This is a genomic window from Kribbella sp. DT2 (genome assembly GCF_049844575.1).
Classification (GTDB): domain Bacteria; phylum Actinomycetota; class Actinomycetes; order Propionibacteriales; family Kribbellaceae; genus Kribbella.
In genome coordinates this window covers 281938-299617 of sequence record NZ_JBNCLH010000008.1, presented here as the reverse complement: position 1 = coordinate 299617, position 17680 = coordinate 281938, and the positions used below count along the sequence as shown (strand labels likewise).

General features: G+C 70.5%; 17 protein-coding genes. 7 read left to right on the top strand and 10 right to left on the bottom strand.

Annotation, left to right across the window (positions count from 1 at the left end):
* Positions 1 to 68 precede the first annotated feature (68 nt).
* Complete coding sequence (locus tag ACLQ2O_RS31460) at positions 69 to 962, top strand: LysR family transcriptional regulator (protein WP_425838678.1); 894 nt, start codon at positions 69 to 71, stop codon at positions 960 to 962.
* Here ACLQ2O_RS31460 and ACLQ2O_RS31455 read toward each other — a convergent pair.
* From ACLQ2O_RS31455 to ACLQ2O_RS31415, 9 genes are all read right to left on the bottom strand, one after another.
* On the bottom strand, positions 949 to 2901 hold the full coding sequence (locus ACLQ2O_RS31455; protein ID WP_425838675.1) for a hypothetical protein: 1953 nt from the start codon (positions 2899 to 2901) through the stop codon (positions 949 to 951). The two genes, ACLQ2O_RS31460 and ACLQ2O_RS31455, sit on opposite strands and share 14 nt — an antisense overlap.
* Positions 2902 to 2984: 83 nt before the next feature.
* Entirely contained in the window at positions 2985 to 3476 is a 492-nt protein-coding gene (locus tag ACLQ2O_RS31450) for a hypothetical protein (RefSeq protein WP_425838673.1), read from the bottom strand.
* 53 nt (positions 3477 to 3529) lie between these two features.
* Positions 3530 to 4951 carry a xylulokinase gene (gene xylB / locus ACLQ2O_RS31445; RefSeq protein WP_425838670.1) on the bottom strand — a complete coding sequence of 474 codons (1422 nt, stop codon included), beginning with the start codon at positions 4949 to 4951 and terminating at the stop codon, positions 3530 to 3532.
* Positions 4951 to 5937 (bottom strand): sugar-binding transcriptional regulator, encoded by a 987-nt coding sequence (locus ACLQ2O_RS31440; protein WP_425838667.1) that lies wholly within the window; start codon positions 5935 to 5937, stop codon positions 4951 to 4953. Before ACLQ2O_RS31440 ends, xylB begins: the two co-directional genes overlap by 1 nt.
* Positions 5934 to 7412 carry a mannitol dehydrogenase family protein gene (locus ACLQ2O_RS31435; RefSeq protein WP_425838664.1) on the bottom strand — a complete coding sequence of 493 codons (1479 nt, stop codon included), beginning with the start codon at positions 7410 to 7412 and terminating at the stop codon, positions 5934 to 5936. Before ACLQ2O_RS31435 ends, ACLQ2O_RS31440 begins: the two co-directional genes overlap by 4 nt.
* A complete protein-coding gene (locus ACLQ2O_RS31430) occupies positions 7409 to 8254 on the bottom strand; it encodes a carbohydrate ABC transporter permease (protein ID WP_425838661.1) in 846 nt (281 codons plus the stop codon). The genes ACLQ2O_RS31435 and ACLQ2O_RS31430 overlap by 4 nt, the downstream gene beginning before the upstream one ends.
* Positions 8251 to 9204 (bottom strand): carbohydrate ABC transporter permease, encoded by a 954-nt coding sequence (locus ACLQ2O_RS31425; RefSeq protein WP_425838658.1) that lies wholly within the window; start codon positions 9202 to 9204, stop codon positions 8251 to 8253. Before ACLQ2O_RS31425 ends, ACLQ2O_RS31430 begins: the two co-directional genes overlap by 4 nt.
* A 10-nt stretch (positions 9205 to 9214) precedes the next feature.
* The gene (locus ACLQ2O_RS31420; RefSeq protein WP_425838655.1) at positions 9215 to 10615 is read right to left on the bottom strand and encodes an ABC transporter substrate-binding protein; all 1401 of its coding nucleotides are present in this window, start codon (positions 10613 to 10615) and stop codon (positions 9215 to 9217) included.
* 128 nt (positions 10616 to 10743) lie between these two features.
* Complete coding sequence (locus tag ACLQ2O_RS31415) at positions 10744 to 11172, bottom strand: hypothetical protein (protein WP_425838652.1); 429 nt, start codon at positions 11170 to 11172, stop codon at positions 10744 to 10746.
* 141 nt (positions 11173 to 11313) lie between these two features.
* Between ACLQ2O_RS31415 and ACLQ2O_RS31410 the strand changes: the two genes are divergently transcribed.
* Positions 11314 to 11913 carry a uridine kinase family protein gene (locus ACLQ2O_RS31410; RefSeq protein WP_425838649.1) on the top strand — a complete coding sequence of 200 codons (600 nt, stop codon included), beginning with the start codon at positions 11314 to 11316 and terminating at the stop codon, positions 11911 to 11913.
* A gap of 3 nt (positions 11914 to 11916) precedes the next feature.
* Here the strand turns inward: ACLQ2O_RS31410 and ACLQ2O_RS31405 are convergent, their stop codons facing one another.
* Complete coding sequence (locus ACLQ2O_RS31405) at positions 11917 to 12606, bottom strand: IclR family transcriptional regulator (RefSeq protein WP_425838646.1); 690 nt, start codon at positions 12604 to 12606, stop codon at positions 11917 to 11919.
* A 75-nt stretch (positions 12607 to 12681) separates the two neighbouring features.
* Here ACLQ2O_RS31405 and ACLQ2O_RS31400 point away from each other — a divergent pair, with 75 nt between their 5' ends.
* Genes ACLQ2O_RS31400 through ACLQ2O_RS31380 form a run of 5 tightly spaced genes read left to right on the top strand, consistent with a single transcriptional unit; the run spans position 12682 to position 17674 of the window.
* On the top strand, positions 12682 to 14232 hold the full coding sequence (locus ACLQ2O_RS31400; protein WP_425838643.1) for an ABC transporter substrate-binding protein: 1551 nt from the start codon (positions 12682 to 12684) through the stop codon (positions 14230 to 14232).
* The gene (locus tag ACLQ2O_RS31395) at positions 14225 to 15211 is read left to right on the top strand and encodes an ABC transporter permease (protein ID WP_425838640.1); all 987 of its coding nucleotides are present in this window, start codon (positions 14225 to 14227) and stop codon (positions 15209 to 15211) included. Before ACLQ2O_RS31400 ends, ACLQ2O_RS31395 begins: the two co-directional genes overlap by 8 nt.
* A complete protein-coding gene (locus tag ACLQ2O_RS31390) occupies positions 15208 to 16038 on the top strand; it encodes an ABC transporter permease (RefSeq protein ID WP_425838637.1) in 831 nt (276 codons plus the stop codon). Before ACLQ2O_RS31395 ends, ACLQ2O_RS31390 begins: the two co-directional genes overlap by 4 nt.
* Positions 16035 to 16844 (top strand): ATP-binding cassette domain-containing protein, encoded by an 810-nt coding sequence (locus ACLQ2O_RS31385; RefSeq protein ID WP_425838634.1) that lies wholly within the window; start codon positions 16035 to 16037, stop codon positions 16842 to 16844. The genes ACLQ2O_RS31390 and ACLQ2O_RS31385 overlap by 4 nt, the downstream gene beginning before the upstream one ends.
* Entirely contained in the window at positions 16841 to 17674 is an 834-nt protein-coding gene (locus ACLQ2O_RS31380; RefSeq protein ID WP_425838631.1) for an ATP-binding cassette domain-containing protein, read from the top strand. The genes ACLQ2O_RS31385 and ACLQ2O_RS31380 overlap by 4 nt, the downstream gene beginning before the upstream one ends.
* Positions 17675 to 17680: the final 6 nt, after the last annotated feature.

Here is a 17680-nt window from a genome sequence, read left to right as displayed (position 1 = left end):
GGCCCGCGCCGACCGGCACAATGCGCGATTCCCGCAGTCAGCCTCTGTCCACGGCATAGGCTGACCTCATGCGCTACGACCTCGAGGACCTCCGGCTCTTCGTCCACGTCGTGACCGAAGGGTCCATCACCGCAGGCGCCCGGCGGATGCACCTGAGCCTCCCGTCGGCCAGCGCCCGCGTCCGTGCGCTCGAGGCGCAGGCCGGTCTGCCTCTGTTGATCCGCGAACGCAGAGGCGTCCGCCCGACCCCGGCCGGCAGCACGCTCGCCCGGCACGCGGAGGCCGTGCTCGCCGAGACCATCCGCCTCGACAGCGCGATCGCGAGCTACACCGCGGCACCGCGCCGGCCCGTCGTACTGGTGGCGGGGGCTTCCGGGATGCACCGGATCGTTCCGCTCGCGCTGACGACGTACCTGCGGGCTTACCCCGAGTACGACGTCTCGGTGTCCGAGCACCGGACCCCGGAGAGCCTGCGCATGCTCGCGGAGGGCGAGGCCGACGTGGGCATCGTCCTGCACGACGAGGCCGAGGACACCGACCTCCGGCTCGAGCCGCTCAGCGAGGACCACCTCGTCGTCATCGGCCGGGCCGGCGGCGTGCTCAGTGGCCGCACCGGTCTGACGTACCGCGAGGCCGCCGAGCACCCGATGGTCGGACTCTCCCTCGACTCGTCACTGCGCCAGTGGATCGACCGCCACCTCCCGGCCAACGCACCGGTCCCGCGCTACCGCACGCTCGTCCCCGACCTGCACACGCTGATCGCCCTGGCGACCTCCGGCGCAGGCCTCGCAATCACCCCACGCCGCGCGGTCACTGCGAGCCCGGACCTCGACATCTGCCCGCTGACAGACCCGTGGTCGCTACGCCGTCACCTGCTGGCCCACGGCACCCGCCGCCCGGCTTCCCGCCGGGCGACGGAGGCGTTGATGGAACACATCAGGGCAGCGGCTACTTCACCTTGACGGTCGCGGCTCCGGACAGCCCCGCCGCGTGCTGCTTGGTCGCGGCCCGCAGCACCCGGACGGACCAGCTTCCAGCCGACGGGAACGCGTAGGCGAGCGACGTCACCGTGCTCGTCGGTACGGCGACGCTGCGGACCGTGGTCCACGTCGTCGCCCCGGGCTTCCGGACCTGCAGGTGCGCGACGGCTCCGGCGTCGTACGGCGCCGCGGCGACCTGGTAGGTGATCGCCTTGCCGCGCGTTGCCGAGGTCGGCACGCTGCGCCACACCACCGTCGCGACGGACACCGCGGCGATCGCGGGCGACACGACCGTCTCACCCGGCACCGAGGACGCCAGGACGGCCCGGAAGCTGCCGTTGGCACCGCTGGTGAACGGGACCGAGGCGATGCCTCCGGCAACAGTCTTCACCGACCCGACGGTCCCCCATGTGGTGCTGCCGACGGCCTGCCGCTGCAGGGTGACGGTGATCCCGGCCGGGGCCGCGCTCCACGCTCCGGTGGTGTGGTTGTCCTGAACGGTCACCTTCGCGGTGCCGCGAGCGCCGTACGCGACGGCCGGCGCGGTGACGACGGCACGGCGTGCGGCGTACACCTGGACCGGCTGGCTGATCACCTTGTAGTAGCCGACGCCGGTGTCGAGGGAGAAGCTGAGCTGGCTCGCGCCGGAAGCCTTCGGCGTGACCGGGGCGGTCGTGCGCAGCGGCCCGGGCGTCGAGGTGCAGAACCGCCCCATCCCGACCGAGTCGATCGGACGCGGGGCGGACAGCTCGATGTCGCAGGTCCGCAGCGGGTAACCGACCGGGCCGTCGGCCGACAGCGTCACCGTCGACTTCCGCCCGACCACCAGCGTCGGCGCGACGGCCTTGGCCTGGAAGTCCGACACGACCACCGAGTGCTTGGAGGGCTTGCCGATCAGGCGCCCGGCCTGGTCGTACAGGCTGAACTCGGCCTGGTGCGTCCCGACCGGGAGCTCGGCACCCTGCATGCTGACGCTCACGGTCTGCTTCGCGGTCGGCTGTTGCCAGTTGTTCGACGACCAGCCCGGTGTCACGGCGATCACGCGCTCGATGCCGTTCACCGTCAGCTTGACGGTGGCCGGACGGCTGCCGCTCAGCAGCGGACCCTGGACGGTCAGCGGGCTGCCGTACGGCGACCAACCGAGCACCCGCGGCTCGTCGCCGGGGGTGAAGACGGCCTGGCTGGCGTGGTTGACGCGAACCGACGACGTGCGGCCCTGGCCGTAGAAGCCGTCGGCGCCGCGGGCCTTGGTCTCGACCCGGTACAGGCCGTCGGCGAGGCCCGCCAGGTCCAGGTCGAACAACGCGTCCTTGCTCAACCCACGGCTGACGCTGAACGGCGCCGAGGAGGTCGTCCGGGTCACGCCGGCGCTGTCGATCAGGCGGAGCTCGGCGACCGCGTCGCCGGGTGGGTAGTCGACGCTGACCCGGAACGTGCCCGTCGCGTCGGCGACGCCGCCGTCGAACAGTTCACCGGCGCGGACGTACTTGACGTCCGAGATCGCCGTCGGACCGCTGATGTAGAGCGTCCCGCCGCCGTGGGCCACCGCGCCGCCCGCGGTCGTCAGCTTCGCGGCGAGCAGCGCCGACCCGAACCCAGGTCGCGGCGTGCTCCACTCGCCGAAGCGCAGCGCGACAGTCACCTCGCACCCGTCGGCGCACGACCCGGCCGGGATGTCGACCGCACCGGACACGTCGTACCCGAGCGTGAGGTCGACCCGCCCGCTCGGCTCGCCGGCGAGGTCGACGGCCATCCGCACGGCCAGGTCGCCGAGCGGGACCGTGCTGTCGGCGGCCGGGCTGAGAACCGTCACCGACGGCTCGGCCGCCACCGAAGCGGCCGCGGTGGCGGCCGGCAGCGCGAACGCGACCAGCCCGAACGAAAGCACCGCGGGCAGGGCACGGCGGAACGGCAAACGCATGAGAAACCCCCGGACGAACACCAGGCGCACCCGCGCCTCACCGCCCTATCGTTGCCCAAGGCACTTTCGTTACACCGCCGTGGTCAGCGGTGCCCGGCGCGGCCCCGGAAGTGCGTGGGTGCGTAGACCAGGAAGCCCACGCCGAAGGCGCCGACGATGCCGGGGAGGACGTAGTCGAAGCCCCAGTCGGTGGCCTGCATCCGGGTCGGTTCCCGCGGGTCGTAGACGACGTCGATCGTGCCCCCGACCGTCGCGTCCACGAAGTTCGCGGTGCTGTCCTCGATCGTCGCGCCGGCCTTCGTGGTGTACCGGACCTCGATGTGCTCGTTCTTGCCGTTCGACCGGTCCAGCACCGTGGCCGGGACGACCTCGCCGCGCGTCTGGAGGTAGTAGACGTCACGTGCCAGCCAGCACCCGAAGGCGATCGCGACGCAGCCGACCACGAGGTAGAGCACCCCGTCGAAGTCCCAGTGCCAGCGGCCGCGCCCCTCGCGATGCTGCCGGGCGGCGACACGCTTGGCCCGCCGCCGGGCCGCTTCGGCCCGGCGGGCTTCTGGTGTCTTCCTGCTGGTCATCGATCCTCACCGGTTGGTCGGGGGTGAGACGTCCCGACCGGCGAGGGCGTTCCCTAGGGCTGAGTCAGCAGCGGGCGGGTGCCGTTGAGGACGGTGGCGTAGCGGGAGCGGATCTCGGCGGCCTGGGCGGCGTTCAGGATCGAGGACTCAGGCTTGCCGACGGCAACAGACCAGGTGGGCGGGGTGTCGGCGCCCGACAACGCCCACGCGGCCTGGCGGGCCGCGCCGAGGGCGACGTACTCGCCAGGCTCCGGCAGCACGACCGGTGCACCGAGCAACGCAGGTGCAAGAGCCTGTACGGCGCGGGAGCGCGCCGCGCCACCCAGCAGCAGCACGCGCTCGACCGGAAGGCCCTGAGCCCGCAGCGCGTCGACCGCATCGGCCAGGCCGCACAGCATCCCCTCGACAGCGGCGCGCGCCATCGTCGCGGGCTGCATGGTCGCGCGGGTGAGCCCGTAGACCAGACCGGTCGAGTGCGGCAGGTCGGGAGTGCGCTCGCCGTCCAGGTAGGGCAGCAGGACCAGGCCGTTGCTGCCGGACGAGTTCAGAGCGGCCTCGTCCAGCTCGGCCAGCTCCATCCCGAGCAGCGTCGCCGTGGCCGACATGACCCGCGCCGCGTTCAGCGTGCAGACCAGCGGCAGGTAGCCCCCGGTCGCATCCGCAAAGCCTGCGACGAATCCGCTGGGGTCAGCAGTGGGCGCCGTACTGGTCGCAAAGGCGGTGCCGGAGGTCCCCAACGAGACAGCCACATCACCCGGCTGCAGGTCGAGCCCCAGAGCGGCCGCCATGTTGTCACCGGTCCCGGCGGCGATCACCGCACCACCAGCGGTCTCCCCGACGATCTCCCGAGGGCCGGCGACCCGCGGCAGCGCCAGCGAGCGGCCGAAGGCACGCTCGACCAGGTCAGGCCGGTACGAGTTGGTCGCCGGCGACCACCAGCCGGTCCCGGACGCGTCGCCGCGGTCAGTGGTCAGGTCCTGGATGCCGGCACGACCAGCAGCGAGCTGGTGCGTCAGCCAGTCGTGCGGCAGCGCCACAGCCTCAGCCCGGGCCGCAGCCTCCGGTGCGGCCGACTGCACCCAGCGCAGCTTGGTCACCGTGAAGCTGGGCACCGGCAGCGACCCGATCGCCTCGGCCCACGCCTCAGCACCGCTCAGCTCAGCGACCAGCTCCGCAGTGGCGTCGGCCGAGCGCGTGTCGTTCCAGAGCACGGCCGGGTGCACAGTCTCCCCGGCACCGTCGAGCAGCACCATCCCGTGCTGCTGGCCGCCGACAGACAGAGCCTGTACGTCGTCCAGCAACCCCTCCGAGGCGATCTGCCAGGCCTTGAGCCACTCGGCGGGGTCGACCTGGGTGGCGTCGGGGTGCGGCGCACGTCCTTCGCGCAGCACCTCTCCGGTCTCGGCGTCGCAGACCACGACCTTGGTGGCCTGGGTGGAGCAGTCGACACCGGCGACCAGCTTCGGCTGTGACATCAGACAGGGTTCCTCTCGGCGGCGGCAGGGGACAGCAGGCGGAGCACCTCGCGGGCCAGGTCGGTCGTGGTCACCAGCGTGCTGACCAGCCCCGACCGGACGGCCGCGATCACCGCGGGAGCCCGGTGCGCGCCGGCCGCCAGTGCGACCCGCTCCCGCGGGCGACGCAGCTGGTCGATCGACACCGCGATGATCATCTGCTCCAGCGGTGACTCGACCAGTCTGCCGTCCACGTCCACCAGATGCCCACTCACCTCGGCCACGGCACCGCCGAGCACGCCCTCGTCACGCACCGACTCCGACACCGCGTCCCACACCGTGGAGCAGCCCGCGCGCCAGGCGCCGATCGCGACCACGGAGATGTCCAGCCCGTCGGCCATGGCCAGGGTGTCGGCGATGCCGGGCTGCCGCCGCAGCGCGGTCACCGCGGCGACGTCGTCCACGACCAGCGGCGCATGCACCGCGTACGCCGTACCGCCGGCCAGCTCGGCCGCTCGCCGAGCCAGGTCGACCGTCGTACCGCCGCCGGCCGGAGAGTGCAGCGAGCCGGCCATCTGGATCACCGTGCAGGCCGGCAGCGCGTCGAAGTGGTCGACCATCGCGTCGACCGCCCGGCTCCACGTCAGGCCCAGCAGGTCCCCCGGACGGACCAGCGGCATCACCGTCCGGGCCGCGGCCTCGGCGACCTGCGTCCGGACCTGCTCGGCCGACCCGGACGTCGTGGTCGCGACGCAGCGCGGGATGCCGAGCACCTCGGCCAGCTCCTCGGACAGCGCGCGGTCGACCGGCGACGGGCTCTTGATCTGGATCTGCACGATCCCCCGCTCCCGTGCGCCCTCCAGGAGCCGGGCGATCTTGAACCGGCTGAGGCCGAGCTGCTTGGCGATGTCCACCTTGGACGCGTTGTCCAGGTAGTACCGCCGGGCGACGTCCGCAAGCAGCTCGTCGTCCTCCCCCCGCCAGCTCTCGACCCCCTCCCCGCTCATCCGGCCAGGTCCTCCAGCGTCGCCCGGGCGCCACGCTCGTGCAGCGACGCCAGCGACGCCTTGTACGCCGTCACGAACCGCTCGTCGTCGACCAGGTCACCGAACAGGTCCCGGTCGGAGATGAAGACCAGCGGGTCCTCCCGGTTGTGCTGGGCGCGCTCGACCAGCTTGTCGCGCAGCCGGTCGACCACCTCGATCGGCTCGCCCTGCTCGTCCACGCCCTCGGCGTACCGGGCCCAGGAGGCCACCACCAGGGCGGACCGCTCGACACCGCGGTCAGCGGCCAGCTGCTCACGGATCACCGGGACCAGCCACTTCGGGATCCGGTCGGAGCTCTCCGCGCACAGCCGGGCCAGCGTGTCCCGCACCTCCGGGTTGGCGAACCGCTCGATCAGCTGGTGCTTGTACTGCTCCAGGTCCACCCCCGGTACGGCGGGCAGCGTCGGCTGGCCCTCCTCGGTCATGTAGCCGAGCAGGAAGTCGACGAACAGCTTGTCCTGGCACACCTCGTGCGCGTACCGGTAGCCGGACAGGTACCCGAGGTAGCACAGCGCCTGGTGGCTCGCGTTGAGCAGCCGCAGCTTCATCAGCTCGTACGGCTCGACGTCCTCGACCACCTGCACACCGACGTCCTCGTACGGCGGCCGCACGCCACCGAAGTCGTCCTCGAGCACCCACTGCGTGAACGGCTCGCACACCACCGGCCAGCCGTCCTCCACCCCGAACCGCTCGGCCAGCGCCTCCCGGTCGGTGTCGGCGGTGACCGGCGTGATCCGGTCGACCATGCAGTTCGGGAACCGCACCTCGGCCTCGATCCAGTCCGCCAGCTCCGCATCGCGAAGCCGGGCGAACGCGGTCAGCATCTTCTTCGCGACGTGCCCGTTGCCGGGAATGTTGTCGCAGGACATCACCGTGAACGGCCGGGTGCCCGCCGTACGGTGCCGGGCGAGCGCCTCGACGACCAGCCCGAACGCCGTACCGGGGACAGCCCCCGGCTCCAGGTCGGCGGCCAGACCGGGGTCGTTGGCGTCCAGCTCCCCGGTCACCTGGTTGACGTGGTACCCGCCCTCGGTGATCGTCAGCGACACGATCCGCGTCGCCGGGTCGGTCATCCGGGCCAGCACCGTCTCCGGGTCGTCCGGAGCGAACAGGTAGTCGACGATCGAGCCGATCACCCGCGGCTCCAGCGTGCCGTCCGGGGACTTCACCACCAGCGTGTAGAGGCAGTCCTGCGCCGCCATCACGTCGGCCATCCGCCGGTCCTGCGGCAGCACGCCGACCCCGCAGATCCCCCAGTCCAGCGCCTTGCCGTCCGCCATCAGGCGGTCCAGGTACATCGCCTGGTGAGCCCGGTGGAACCCGCCGACCCCGAAGTGCACGATGCCCGGGCTGACCGCCGTACGGTCGTAGGCCGGAACGCCCACCTGCGGGTCGAGCGCGGACAGCGTGGCGGAACTGAGCTTCTGCAAGGTCACTTGACGGCTCCCAGCGACAGGCCCTGGACCAGCTTGTCCTGGGCGGCGAAGCCGGCGATCAGGACGGGCAGCGACACCACCAGCGAGGCCGCGCAGACCTTGGCCAGGAACAGCCCCTGACTGGTGACGAAGCCGGTCAGGAACACCGGTGCGGTCTGGGCCACCGTACCCGTCAGCACCCGGGCGAAGAGCAGCTCGTTCCAGCTGAAGATGAAGCAGATCAGCGCCGCCGACGCGATGCCCGGCGTGACCACCGGAGCGACCACGGAGCGCAACGTCCGGATCAGCCCGGCGCCGTCCACCGAGGCCGCCTCCAGGATCTCCACCGGCACCTCGGCCAGGAAGCTGCGCAGCATCCAGACCGCGATCGGCAGGTTCATCGACGTGTAGAGCACGATCAGCAACCAGATGTTGTCGAGCAGCCCGGTGAACTGCGCGAACAGGTAGATCGGCAGCAGCCCGGCCACCACCGGCAGCATCTTGGTGGACAGGAAGAAGAACATCACGTCGGTCCACTTCTTCACCGGCTTGATCGACAGCGCGTACGCCGCCGGGAACGCCAGCAGGATGACCAGGGCCGTGGACAGGATGCTCGCGGTCAGCGAGTTCGCGATCGACGGCCACGGTCCGCTGTCGAAGAACGACCGGTAGCCGTCCAGCGTCAGCGGCGCCGCGATGTCCGGCGGGTTCTTGGCCGCGTCCTCCTCGGCGTGGAACGAGGTCAGCGCCATCCACAGCACCGGCAGCACGAACAGCGTGCCGACGATCCAGGCCAGCCCGCTCAGTGCGATCCCGCCGCCGCGCTTCTTCCGTCCGGTGACCATCTGGACCTGGCCGCTCATCGGCTCTCCTCCTTGAACAGCGACGAGACCGACCGCAGGGCGAACGTCGCGATGATGATCGTGCCGATCACGACGATCACGCCGGCCGCCGAGGCCCGGCCGTAGTCGTGCGCGGTGTAGAAGGTCTGGTAGATCGTGTACGGCAGGTTCGCCGTACCGAGTCCGCCGGACGTGATGGTGAACACGGCGTCGAAGTTCTGCACGACGTAGATCGAGCCGAGCAGCGCGCTGAGCTCCAGGTACTGGCGCAGGTGCGGCAGCGTCATGTAGCGGAAGATGTCCCACTGGCTGGCGCCGTCGATGCCGGCGGCCTCGATCACGTCCAGCGGCCGGCTCTGCAGCCCGGCCAGCAGGATCAGCATCATGAACGGCGTCCACTGCCAGACCAGCGCGAAGATCACCGACCACAGCGGCTGGTTGCTGATCCAGTCCGGCTGGGGTGCGTTGTCGCCGAAGATCCAGGTCAGCAACCCGTTGAAGAGCCCGTACTCCGGGTTGTACAGCGCGTGCTTCCACAGCAGCGCGGCAGCCACCGGTACGACGAGGAACGGCGTGATCATCATCGTCCGGACCACCCCGCGACCGCGGAACCTGCGGTCCAGCAGCAGCGCGATCCCGAGGCCGAGCAGCAGGCTGATCAGGACGACGGCCGCGGTCAGCAGGATCGTCACCAGGATCGCCTGCCGCGTGTTCGCGTCCGTCAGCACCCGCCGGAAGTTGTCGATCCCGGCGAAGCCGCGCTCGTCGGGGTAGTAGGCGTTCCAGTCCATGAACGAGGTGATGATCGTGACCACGAACGGCAGCTGGGTCACGATGATCATGAAGACCAGGGCCGGCAGCAACGGCGCCCGCCGGGCCCAGTCACCGGTCTTGCGCAGCATCGTGGACTGCGAACCGGGTGGACCGGCCGCGTGCCGGCCGCTGGGGCGTGCCTCGGTGTCGACACTCATGACGGCTTCCTCACTTCGCTTCTCGGGAGCGATAGCGCTCGGCGACGTCGTCGGCGAGCTCCTGCCCGCGTTTCAGGGCTTCGTCGACACTCATCCGGCCCGCGATCGCCGAGCTGACGTCCTGGCTGACCTGCGTCCCGAGGTCCGGGAACTCCGGTACGTCGACGAACTGGATCCCGATCGCCGGCCGCGGCTGGACGCCGGGGTTGCGCGGGTCGGCCGCCTCGATCGCCTTCCGGGTCGGCTCGGCGAACGCCGCCGCCTCCTTCACGTACTCCGGGTTGGTGTACGTCGAGGCGCGCTTGCCGGCCGGGACGCGGGACCACCCGAGCTCCTTGCCGACCAGCTCCTCGTACTGCTTGCTGGAGGCCCAGGAGATGAACTTCCAGGCGTTGTCCTTCTTCTTGCTGGCCTCCTGGATGCTCCAGGACCACGCGTACAGCCAGCCGGAGCTGTCGGTCTTCACGACCGGCGCCGGGGCGTAGCCCATCTTGCCCTTGACCGGCGAGTTCGGTGCCTCCAGCGAACCGGCCGCCGACGTCGCGTCGTACCACATGGCGACGTTGCCCTGGACGAGGTTGTTCAGGCACTCGGTGAAGCCGGCCTGCGGTGCGCCGAGCTCGCCGTGGTTGCGGACCAGGTCGACGTAGAACTTGGTCGCCTCGGTGAACTCCGGGGCGTTGACCTTGGCCTGCCAGTCCTCGGTGAACCAGGTGCCGCCGAAGGTGTTCACCACCGTGGTCAGCGGCGCGAACAGCTGGCCCCAGCCGGGTTGACCGCGCAGGCAGATGCCGCGCATCCCGGGCTGGGCGTTGTCGACCTTGGCCGCGATGTCGGCGACCTGCTGCCAGGTCGGCTTCGCGGGCATCGTGACGCCTTTGGTGGCGAGGATGTCCTTGCGGTACATCAGGAAGCTCGACTCGCCGTAGAACGGTTCGCCGTACACCTTGCCGTCGGCGCCGCTGAGCGACTCCGTCATCGGCTTCAGGACGTCGTCCTGGTTGAAGTTCGGGTCCTTGGCGATGTAGTCCGACAGCGGCGCGATCCACTTGCTGGTGGCGTAGATCGGGATCTCGAAGTTGCTCAGCGAGGCGACGTCGTACTGGCCGGCCTGGCTGGAGAACTCCTGGCTGATCTTGTCCCGGACGTCGTTCTCCGGCAGGACGGTGTAGTTGACCTTGATCCCGGTCTGCTTGGTGAAGTTGTCGGCGGTGAGCTTCTGCAGGTCGATCATCTGCGGGTTGTTCACCATCAGCACGTTGATGCTGTCGGCGCCCTCACCGCCGGCCCCACCTCCCCAGCCGGCGCAGCCACCGGCCGTTGTCACCAAGGCGAGGGCGAGGACCGCCGCTCCCACCCGCTTCCGCTGTTCCAGCACGAGCTGCTCCTTCGTTCCGTCGGACTCGCTCATCTGAGCAGGGCGTTGCTCAAAGTAGAGTGAAGCGTTTGCGCGGGGGTGGTGTCAAGACTTCGGCGTGCATGAGAGCACTCCCGCGCTCAGGTGAGCGACGGGGGTTGTTGGTTCGTGATTTGGTGGAGTCAGAGGTCCTCGGCCCGGGCGGCCGCAGCAGCCCGCCGGGTCTCGTCGACACCTTCGAAGTAGGCACGCTCGAGCCGGTTCACGCCGAACGGCACGAAGACCGCGGGCGAGGACGGCCAGAGGCCGAAGTCCTCGAAGCCGCCGAACATCACCACAGCCAGCGCGAGAACCGTCAGCCCGACCAGCACCAGCGCACCGAACCTGGTCAGCAGATGATCGCCGTCACCGAACAACGGCGTTCGACTGATCGTGGCCACCCCGAAGAGCACCGCAGAGATCAGCACAACCAACAGCAGGCAGGCCGCGGCCCATGTCTTCCCTGTGCCCCAGATGCCGTCGAACCGGACCATGTAGACGACCTGATAGGCCAGCAGGAGGGTGATGAGGGCGTACGCGAGCGTGCCTGGGCGGGTGAGCCGGGTCGGCATGGGGTGGGCTCCGCTCGTGAGGTGGGCGGGTGGCCGGTTCGGGCTCCGCTCGTGGGGACTGGGTCGTCGGTGACATCGGTGTTCTGGCGCCTGGTGTTACCCGGGCGTTCAGGAAGACCCAGGATGACGGAGAATAGCCCGGTGAGTGCGCGTGTTGTGCTGCTGGCCGGGCCGTCGGGGACCGGGAAGTCCCATCTGGCCGAGCTGGTCGGGCTGCCGGTGGTTCGCCTCGACGACTTCTACCGCGACGGTGACGACGCCGCGATGCCGCGGTCGCCGCTCGGGATCGTCGACTGGGACGACCCGGCCTCGTGGGACGCCGGGCGGGCGGTCGACGCGCTGGAGACCTTGTGCACGACCGGTACGGCGGAACTGCCGACGTACGACATCAGGGCGAACGCGACCGTCGGGCACCACCGGGTGAGCACCGCCGGGCACCCGCTGGTGATTGCCGAGGGCATCTTCGCCGACCAGATCGTCGGCGAGCTGAAGAGCCGCGGCCTGCTGGCGGCCGCGATCTGCGTGCGGCACCACCGGGTCGTCACGTTCCTGCGCCGGTTCCAGCGCGACCTGCGCGAGCACCGCAAGCCACCGTTCACGCTGCTGCGGCGTGGATTGCTGCTGCTGAAGGACGATCCGCGGGTGGTCCGCCGCTGCATCGACGCCGGCTGCGAACCCCTGAACCCCAAGGCCGCCCGCCGCCGCATCACGGACCTGCTCGCCTCCGCGTCGACGCGCTGAGACTCAGGCAGTGCCCGTGCGGTGGCCGAAGGACGGCGTCGTGAGGACTGCCGAGGCATCGCCGGCAGCCGACTGGACCAGCGCCCGGATCCGCTCGGAGGCCTGGTCAGCCAAGCTGAACTCCGTACCCAGGACACCGATCGCGCCGAGCACCTCGCCGGTGCGGTGGAAGACCGGCGCCGCCACGGACCGCAGGTGGGTGACGTCGTCGAGCCGCACGACCGCGTCCGGCGTACCGGAGAAGATCGCCTGACCGAACGCGGTCTGCTCGATCGCGCTGGTCACCCCGGGCCGCACCGGGATCCCGAACGGGTCCAGTGACTCGGCCGCGTCGACCACGACCAGGTGGCCGCCGTACGGTTGGGCGAAATGCGCACTGAGGCCGGTCGCGGTCCGCAGCGACTCCAGCGCCGCCCGGACGACCTTGCGCCAGGGCGCGTCGGACAGCGCGGCCGCAGCGATCCCGAGGAAACGCGGCCCGATCCGGTAGGTGCTGTCCGGCTCGGCCACGACGAACCCCTGCGCGACCAGGTGCTGCAGCAGGCGGTAGACCGTCGCCTTGGGCAGCTCGGTCCGGGCCGCGAGATCGACGATCCGGTGACTGCCGCCGCGCTCGGACAGCGCCACGAGCACGTCCAGCACCTTGACCGCCGAGGCCCGCGGCGAGTTCTCCGAACCACTGTCGCTCGTCATGATCACAGGTTATTGTAAGCAACCAGCGTTTCGTCAGATGAAACCGCAGTTTCATTTAAGAGGAGAATCGTGCTGGTGAGAGACCTCCAGGCACCGCTGTCCCGCCGGCGGCTGCTGACCACGGCCGCCGCCGGAATCCCCCTGCTCGGGGTTCCCGCGCTGCTGGCCGGCTGCGGGGCCGACACGCCGGCCGTCTCCGGCCGCCGGATCCGGGTCTCGCAGTCGGTCGACCCGACCACGCTCGACCCGCAGAAGCAGGGCGGGATGACGACGATGAACGTCCTGATCAACCTGTTCGACACGCTCACCGCGCGGGACGTGCACAACGAGCTGGTCCCCCGGCTGGCCACCAGCTGGAAGGCGGTCGACGACCACCACTGGCGGTTCGTGCTGCGCCGCGGGGTCACCTTCCACAACGGTGAGCGGTTCGACGCCCAGACGGTGAAGTTCAGCATCGAGCGGCTGCTCGACCCCAAGACCCAGTCGCCGATCGTCGAGCTGCGCTACGTCACCGGCGTACGGGTCGTCGATCCCTACACCGTCGACTTCGTGCTCGACCAGCCCGACCCGGTGCTCCCGGCCAAGCTGTCGCTGTTCGGCGGCGTGATGGTCCCGCCGAAGTACCTGACCGACGTCGGCGACGAGAAGTTCGCCGCCGCGCCGGTCGGCACCGGCCCGTTCCGGTTCGAGAGCTGGAAACGCGGCGTCAGCATCCGGATGCGCGCCTACGAGCAGCACTGGGAGAGCAGACCCGGGTACGACGAGCTGGAGATCCAGACGATCCAGAACCCGGCGTCGGCACTGGCCGCGCTGCAGAGCGATGAGGTCGATCTCGTCACCGGACTGGTTCCGGACGCTGCGCTGCAGCTCGAGGGCTACAAGGGAGTCCGGGTCAGCTCGTTCCCCGGGCTGCGGATGTCGTACCTCTCGCTGGACACCACCGATCCGGCGTTCACCGACGTCCGGGTCCGCCGGGCCCTGAACCACGCGACGGACGTGCCGCTGCTGGTGAAGGCGACCCTGAACGGTCACGGTCGCGAGGTGCCGACGATGATCCCGCGGGAGTCGTTCGGCTTCGACCCGGCCGTCGCGTCGTACAGCCGTGATCTCGACCAGGCCCGCCGGCTGCTCGCCCAGGCCGGCCATCCCAACGGGCTGTCCACCACGCTGACCGCGTCCGCCACCGACGCCACCACGGCCCAGGCGATCTCCGGCCTGCTCACCAAGGTCGGCATCCAGGCGAAGGTCTCGCTGCTGGACCCGTCGACGTACTCGCAGCGGCTGACCAGCGACAACCGCAAGGCACTCGGCCCGATGTACCTGGCCTCCACCACCGGCTGGACGCTCGACGGCTCCAGCCCGGTGCAGTCGAACGTCCGGACCGGCCGCCGGCAGAGCCGCTGGACGAGCCCGCTGGCCGACCAGCTGATCGACCGCGAGGAGAACTCGATCCGCCCCGCCGACCGGCAGAAAGCCTTCAGCTCCCTGCAGCGCCTGCTCTCCCAGGAGGCCCCCTTCGTGTTCCTCTACCAAGCCGACACCATCGTGATCTCCAACGACCGGGTGCGCTGGACGCCGAACGTGATCGGCCACCTCGCCCTGCAGAGCGCGGTGCGCGATGACTGACCTGATCGCGTCACCGGCCACGGCCGTACGACGTACCGGTGGCAACCGGGCCCTGAGCCTGGGCCGGACGGTGCTCGGCAAGATCGTCTCGTCGCTGATCGTGCTGCTCGTCGTCGCGACCGTGGCGTTCCTGCTGGTCCGGATCTCCGGCGACCCGCTCGCGCTGCTGCTGCCGCCGGACGCCACCAAGGAGCAGGCCGACCAGCTCGCCGCCGAGCTCGGTCTGAACCAGTCGCTGTTCGCGCAGTACCTGGACTACCTCGGCGGTCTGGTCCACGGTGACCTCGGCCGGTCGATCTTCTTCGACCAGCCGGTGGTGTCGCTGATCGGCGAACGGCTGCCGGCCACTGCTCTGCTGGCCGTCTCCGCGCTGGTGCTGTCGCTGCTGATCTCGTTGCCCGCGGGCATCCTGGCCAGCATCCACCGGGGCCGGATCACCGACACGATCATCAGCGGGATCGTGCTGATCGGGCAGTCCACCCCGGCGTTCTGGGTCGGCATCGTGTTCATCCTGCTGTTCGCCGTACGGCTGCACGCGCTGCCCGCCGCCGGGTACGGGAGCGTCGCGCACCTCGTGCTGCCGACCGTCACGCTCGCGATCTACTCGATCGCGGTGGTGGCCCGGGTACTGCGAACCTCGCTGGCCGAGGAACTGTCGGCGGACTACATCCGTACGGCAACCGCCAAGGGCCTCAGCCGCAGCCAGGTCGTGCTCGGGCACGGGCTGCGTAACGCCTCGCTCCCCGTCGTCACGGTGATCGGTCTGGAGCTCGGGTCCCTGCTGGGCGGCGCGATCCTGACCGAGCAGGTCTTCTCCTGGCCGGGCATCGGGCGGCTCACGGTCGAGGCGATCGCCAACCGCGACTTCCCGCTGGTCCAGGGCGCGGTGCTGTTCTTCGCGCTGGTCTTCGTCGTGGTCAACCTGCTCGTCGACCTGTCGTACACGCTGCTCGACCCGAGAGTGAGGCTCGGCCGATGATCGTTCGTGTTCTCCGCGCCCGGATGGCCCTGCCGGCGTTGATCCTGCTGGCCCTGGTCGTGCTGTGCGCGGTCCTGGCGCCGGTGGTCGCGCCCGACGATCCCAACGCCCAGGACCTGCTGACCAGACTGAGCCCGCCCGGCTGGACCGGCGGCCACCTGCTCGGCACCGACAACCTCGGACGCGACGTGCTCAGCCGGCTGATCTACGGCGCCCGGATCTCGCTGTTCGTCGGGCTCGCCGTCGCGCTGATCTCCGGCACGATCGGCGCGGTGATCGGGATCGTGGCCGGCTACCGCGGCGGCTGGGCCGACCGGGTGCTGATGCGGCTGGCCGACGTCCAGCTCGCGTTCCCCTCGATCCTGCTCGCGCTGGCCGTGGTCGCGTTCCTGGGCAACGGCCTGTGGGTGGTGATCATCGTGCTCGGGGTCACCAACTGGGTCTCGTACGCGCGGGTGACGCGCTCGAGCGTGCTGTCGTTGCGCGAACGCGACTTCGTCCTGGAGGCCCGGGCGATCGGCGTCACCCCGACGACGATCATGCGGCGCCACCTGCTGCCCAACGTGTTCGCGCCGCTGATCACGATCGCGGCGCTGAACGTCGCCTCGGCGATCGTGGTCGAGTCGGCACTGAGCTTCCTCGGCCTCGGCGTCCCGGCCGAGATCCCGACCTGGGGATCGATGCTGGCCGACGGTCAGCTCTACCTCGGGACCTCCTGGTGGATCGCGGTGTTCCCCGGTCTCGCGCTGATGCTCACCGCGCTGTCCATCAACATCACCGGCGACGCGATCCGCGACGCCGTCGACCCGAGGGCGTACCGCCGATGAGCGCACCGATCCTGACCGTCGACGACCTGCGCGTCGACTTCACGCTGCCCGGCCAGACCGTGCACGCCGTCCGTGGCATCTCCTTCGAGCTGCGGGCCGGCCGGACGCTGGCGATCGTCGGCGAGTCCGGCAGCGGCAAGTCGGCCACGGCCTGCGGCGTCCTGCGGCTCAACCCCGAGCCGCCCGCGAGCTACCCGACCGGCCGCATCCTGTACGACGGCCAGGACCTGCTCCAGCTCGCCGAACCGGAGCTGCGCAAGGTCCGCGGCGACCAGATCGCGATGGTCTTCCAGGACCCGATGTCCAGCCTCAACCCGGTACGCCGGATCGGCGCACAGGTCGCCGAGGTCCTGCGCCGGCACCGTGGCGGCCGCGCATCGCGGTACCGCGACGAGGTCGTGGCCGCCCTCGCGGCCGCAGGCATCGACGACCCCGAACGCCGCGCGGCGCAGTACCCGCACCAGCTGTCCGGCGGGCTGCGGCAGCGCGCGATGATCGCGATGGCCCTGGTCGCCGGGCCGCGGCTGCTGATCGCCGACGAGCCGACGACCGCGCTGGACGTCACCGTCCAGGCGCAGATCCTCGACGTACTGGCCGACCTGCAGCAGGAGCACCAGATGGCGCTGCTGCTGATCACGCACGACCTCGGCGTGGTGGCGAACATGGCCGACGACGTACTGGTGATGCGCGCCGGCGAGGTCGTCGAGAGCGGCGACGTGCTGTCGATCCTGACCGACCCGCAGCACCCCTACACCCGGCAACTGCTGGCCGCGACACCCCGACTGCGCGAGGAGAGCCCGGCATGACCGACCAACGGGTGCTGCTCAGCACTTCCCAGCTGTGCAAGGAGTACGACGTCCGCGGCCGCGCGCCAGTGGTTGCCGTGGACAACGTTTCGCTAGAGCTCCGGTCCGGCGAGACGCTCGCGGTGGTCGGCGAGTCCGGCTCGGGCAAGACCACGCTGGCGCGGATGATGCTCGGCCTGCTGCCGCCGACCTCGGGTCGCGTCGAGGTCGGTGGCCGGGACGTGTTCCGGTTGCCGGCCGCTGAGCTGCGTGCGCTGCGCCGCGATCTGCAGGTGGTGCTGCAGGATCCCTTCTCCAGCATGAATCCGCGGCTGCGCGTGGTCGACATCGTGGCCGAACCACTCGTCACCCACGAGCCGCGGCTGCGGGGCCGACGCGGCCGGGCCGAGCGGGAGGAACAGGTCGCCGAGCTGCTCACCGCCGTCGGGCTGGACGCGGGCGTCGCCTCGCGCTACCCGCACGAGTTCTCCGGTGGCCAGCGGCAACGGATCTCGATCGCGCGGGCGCTGGCACTACGGCCGGAGGTGATCATCCTGGACGAGCCGACCAGCGCGCTGGACGTGTCGGTCCAGGCACAGGTGCTCGACCTGCTCTCCTCGCTGCAGCGTGAGTTCCACCTGAGCTACGTGTTCGTGTCCCACAACCTGGCCGTGGTGCGGAAGCTGGCGGACCGGGTCGCGGTGATGCGGGCCGGAGCCGTGGTCGAGAGCGGACCGATCGCGACGGTGTTCGACACGCCGTCCGACCCGTACACCCGCGCGCTGCTGGACGCCGTACTGGAACCGGATCCGCGCCGAGCTCGGCGCCGGCGCGCGCTGGACGTGGCGTGAGGCCCG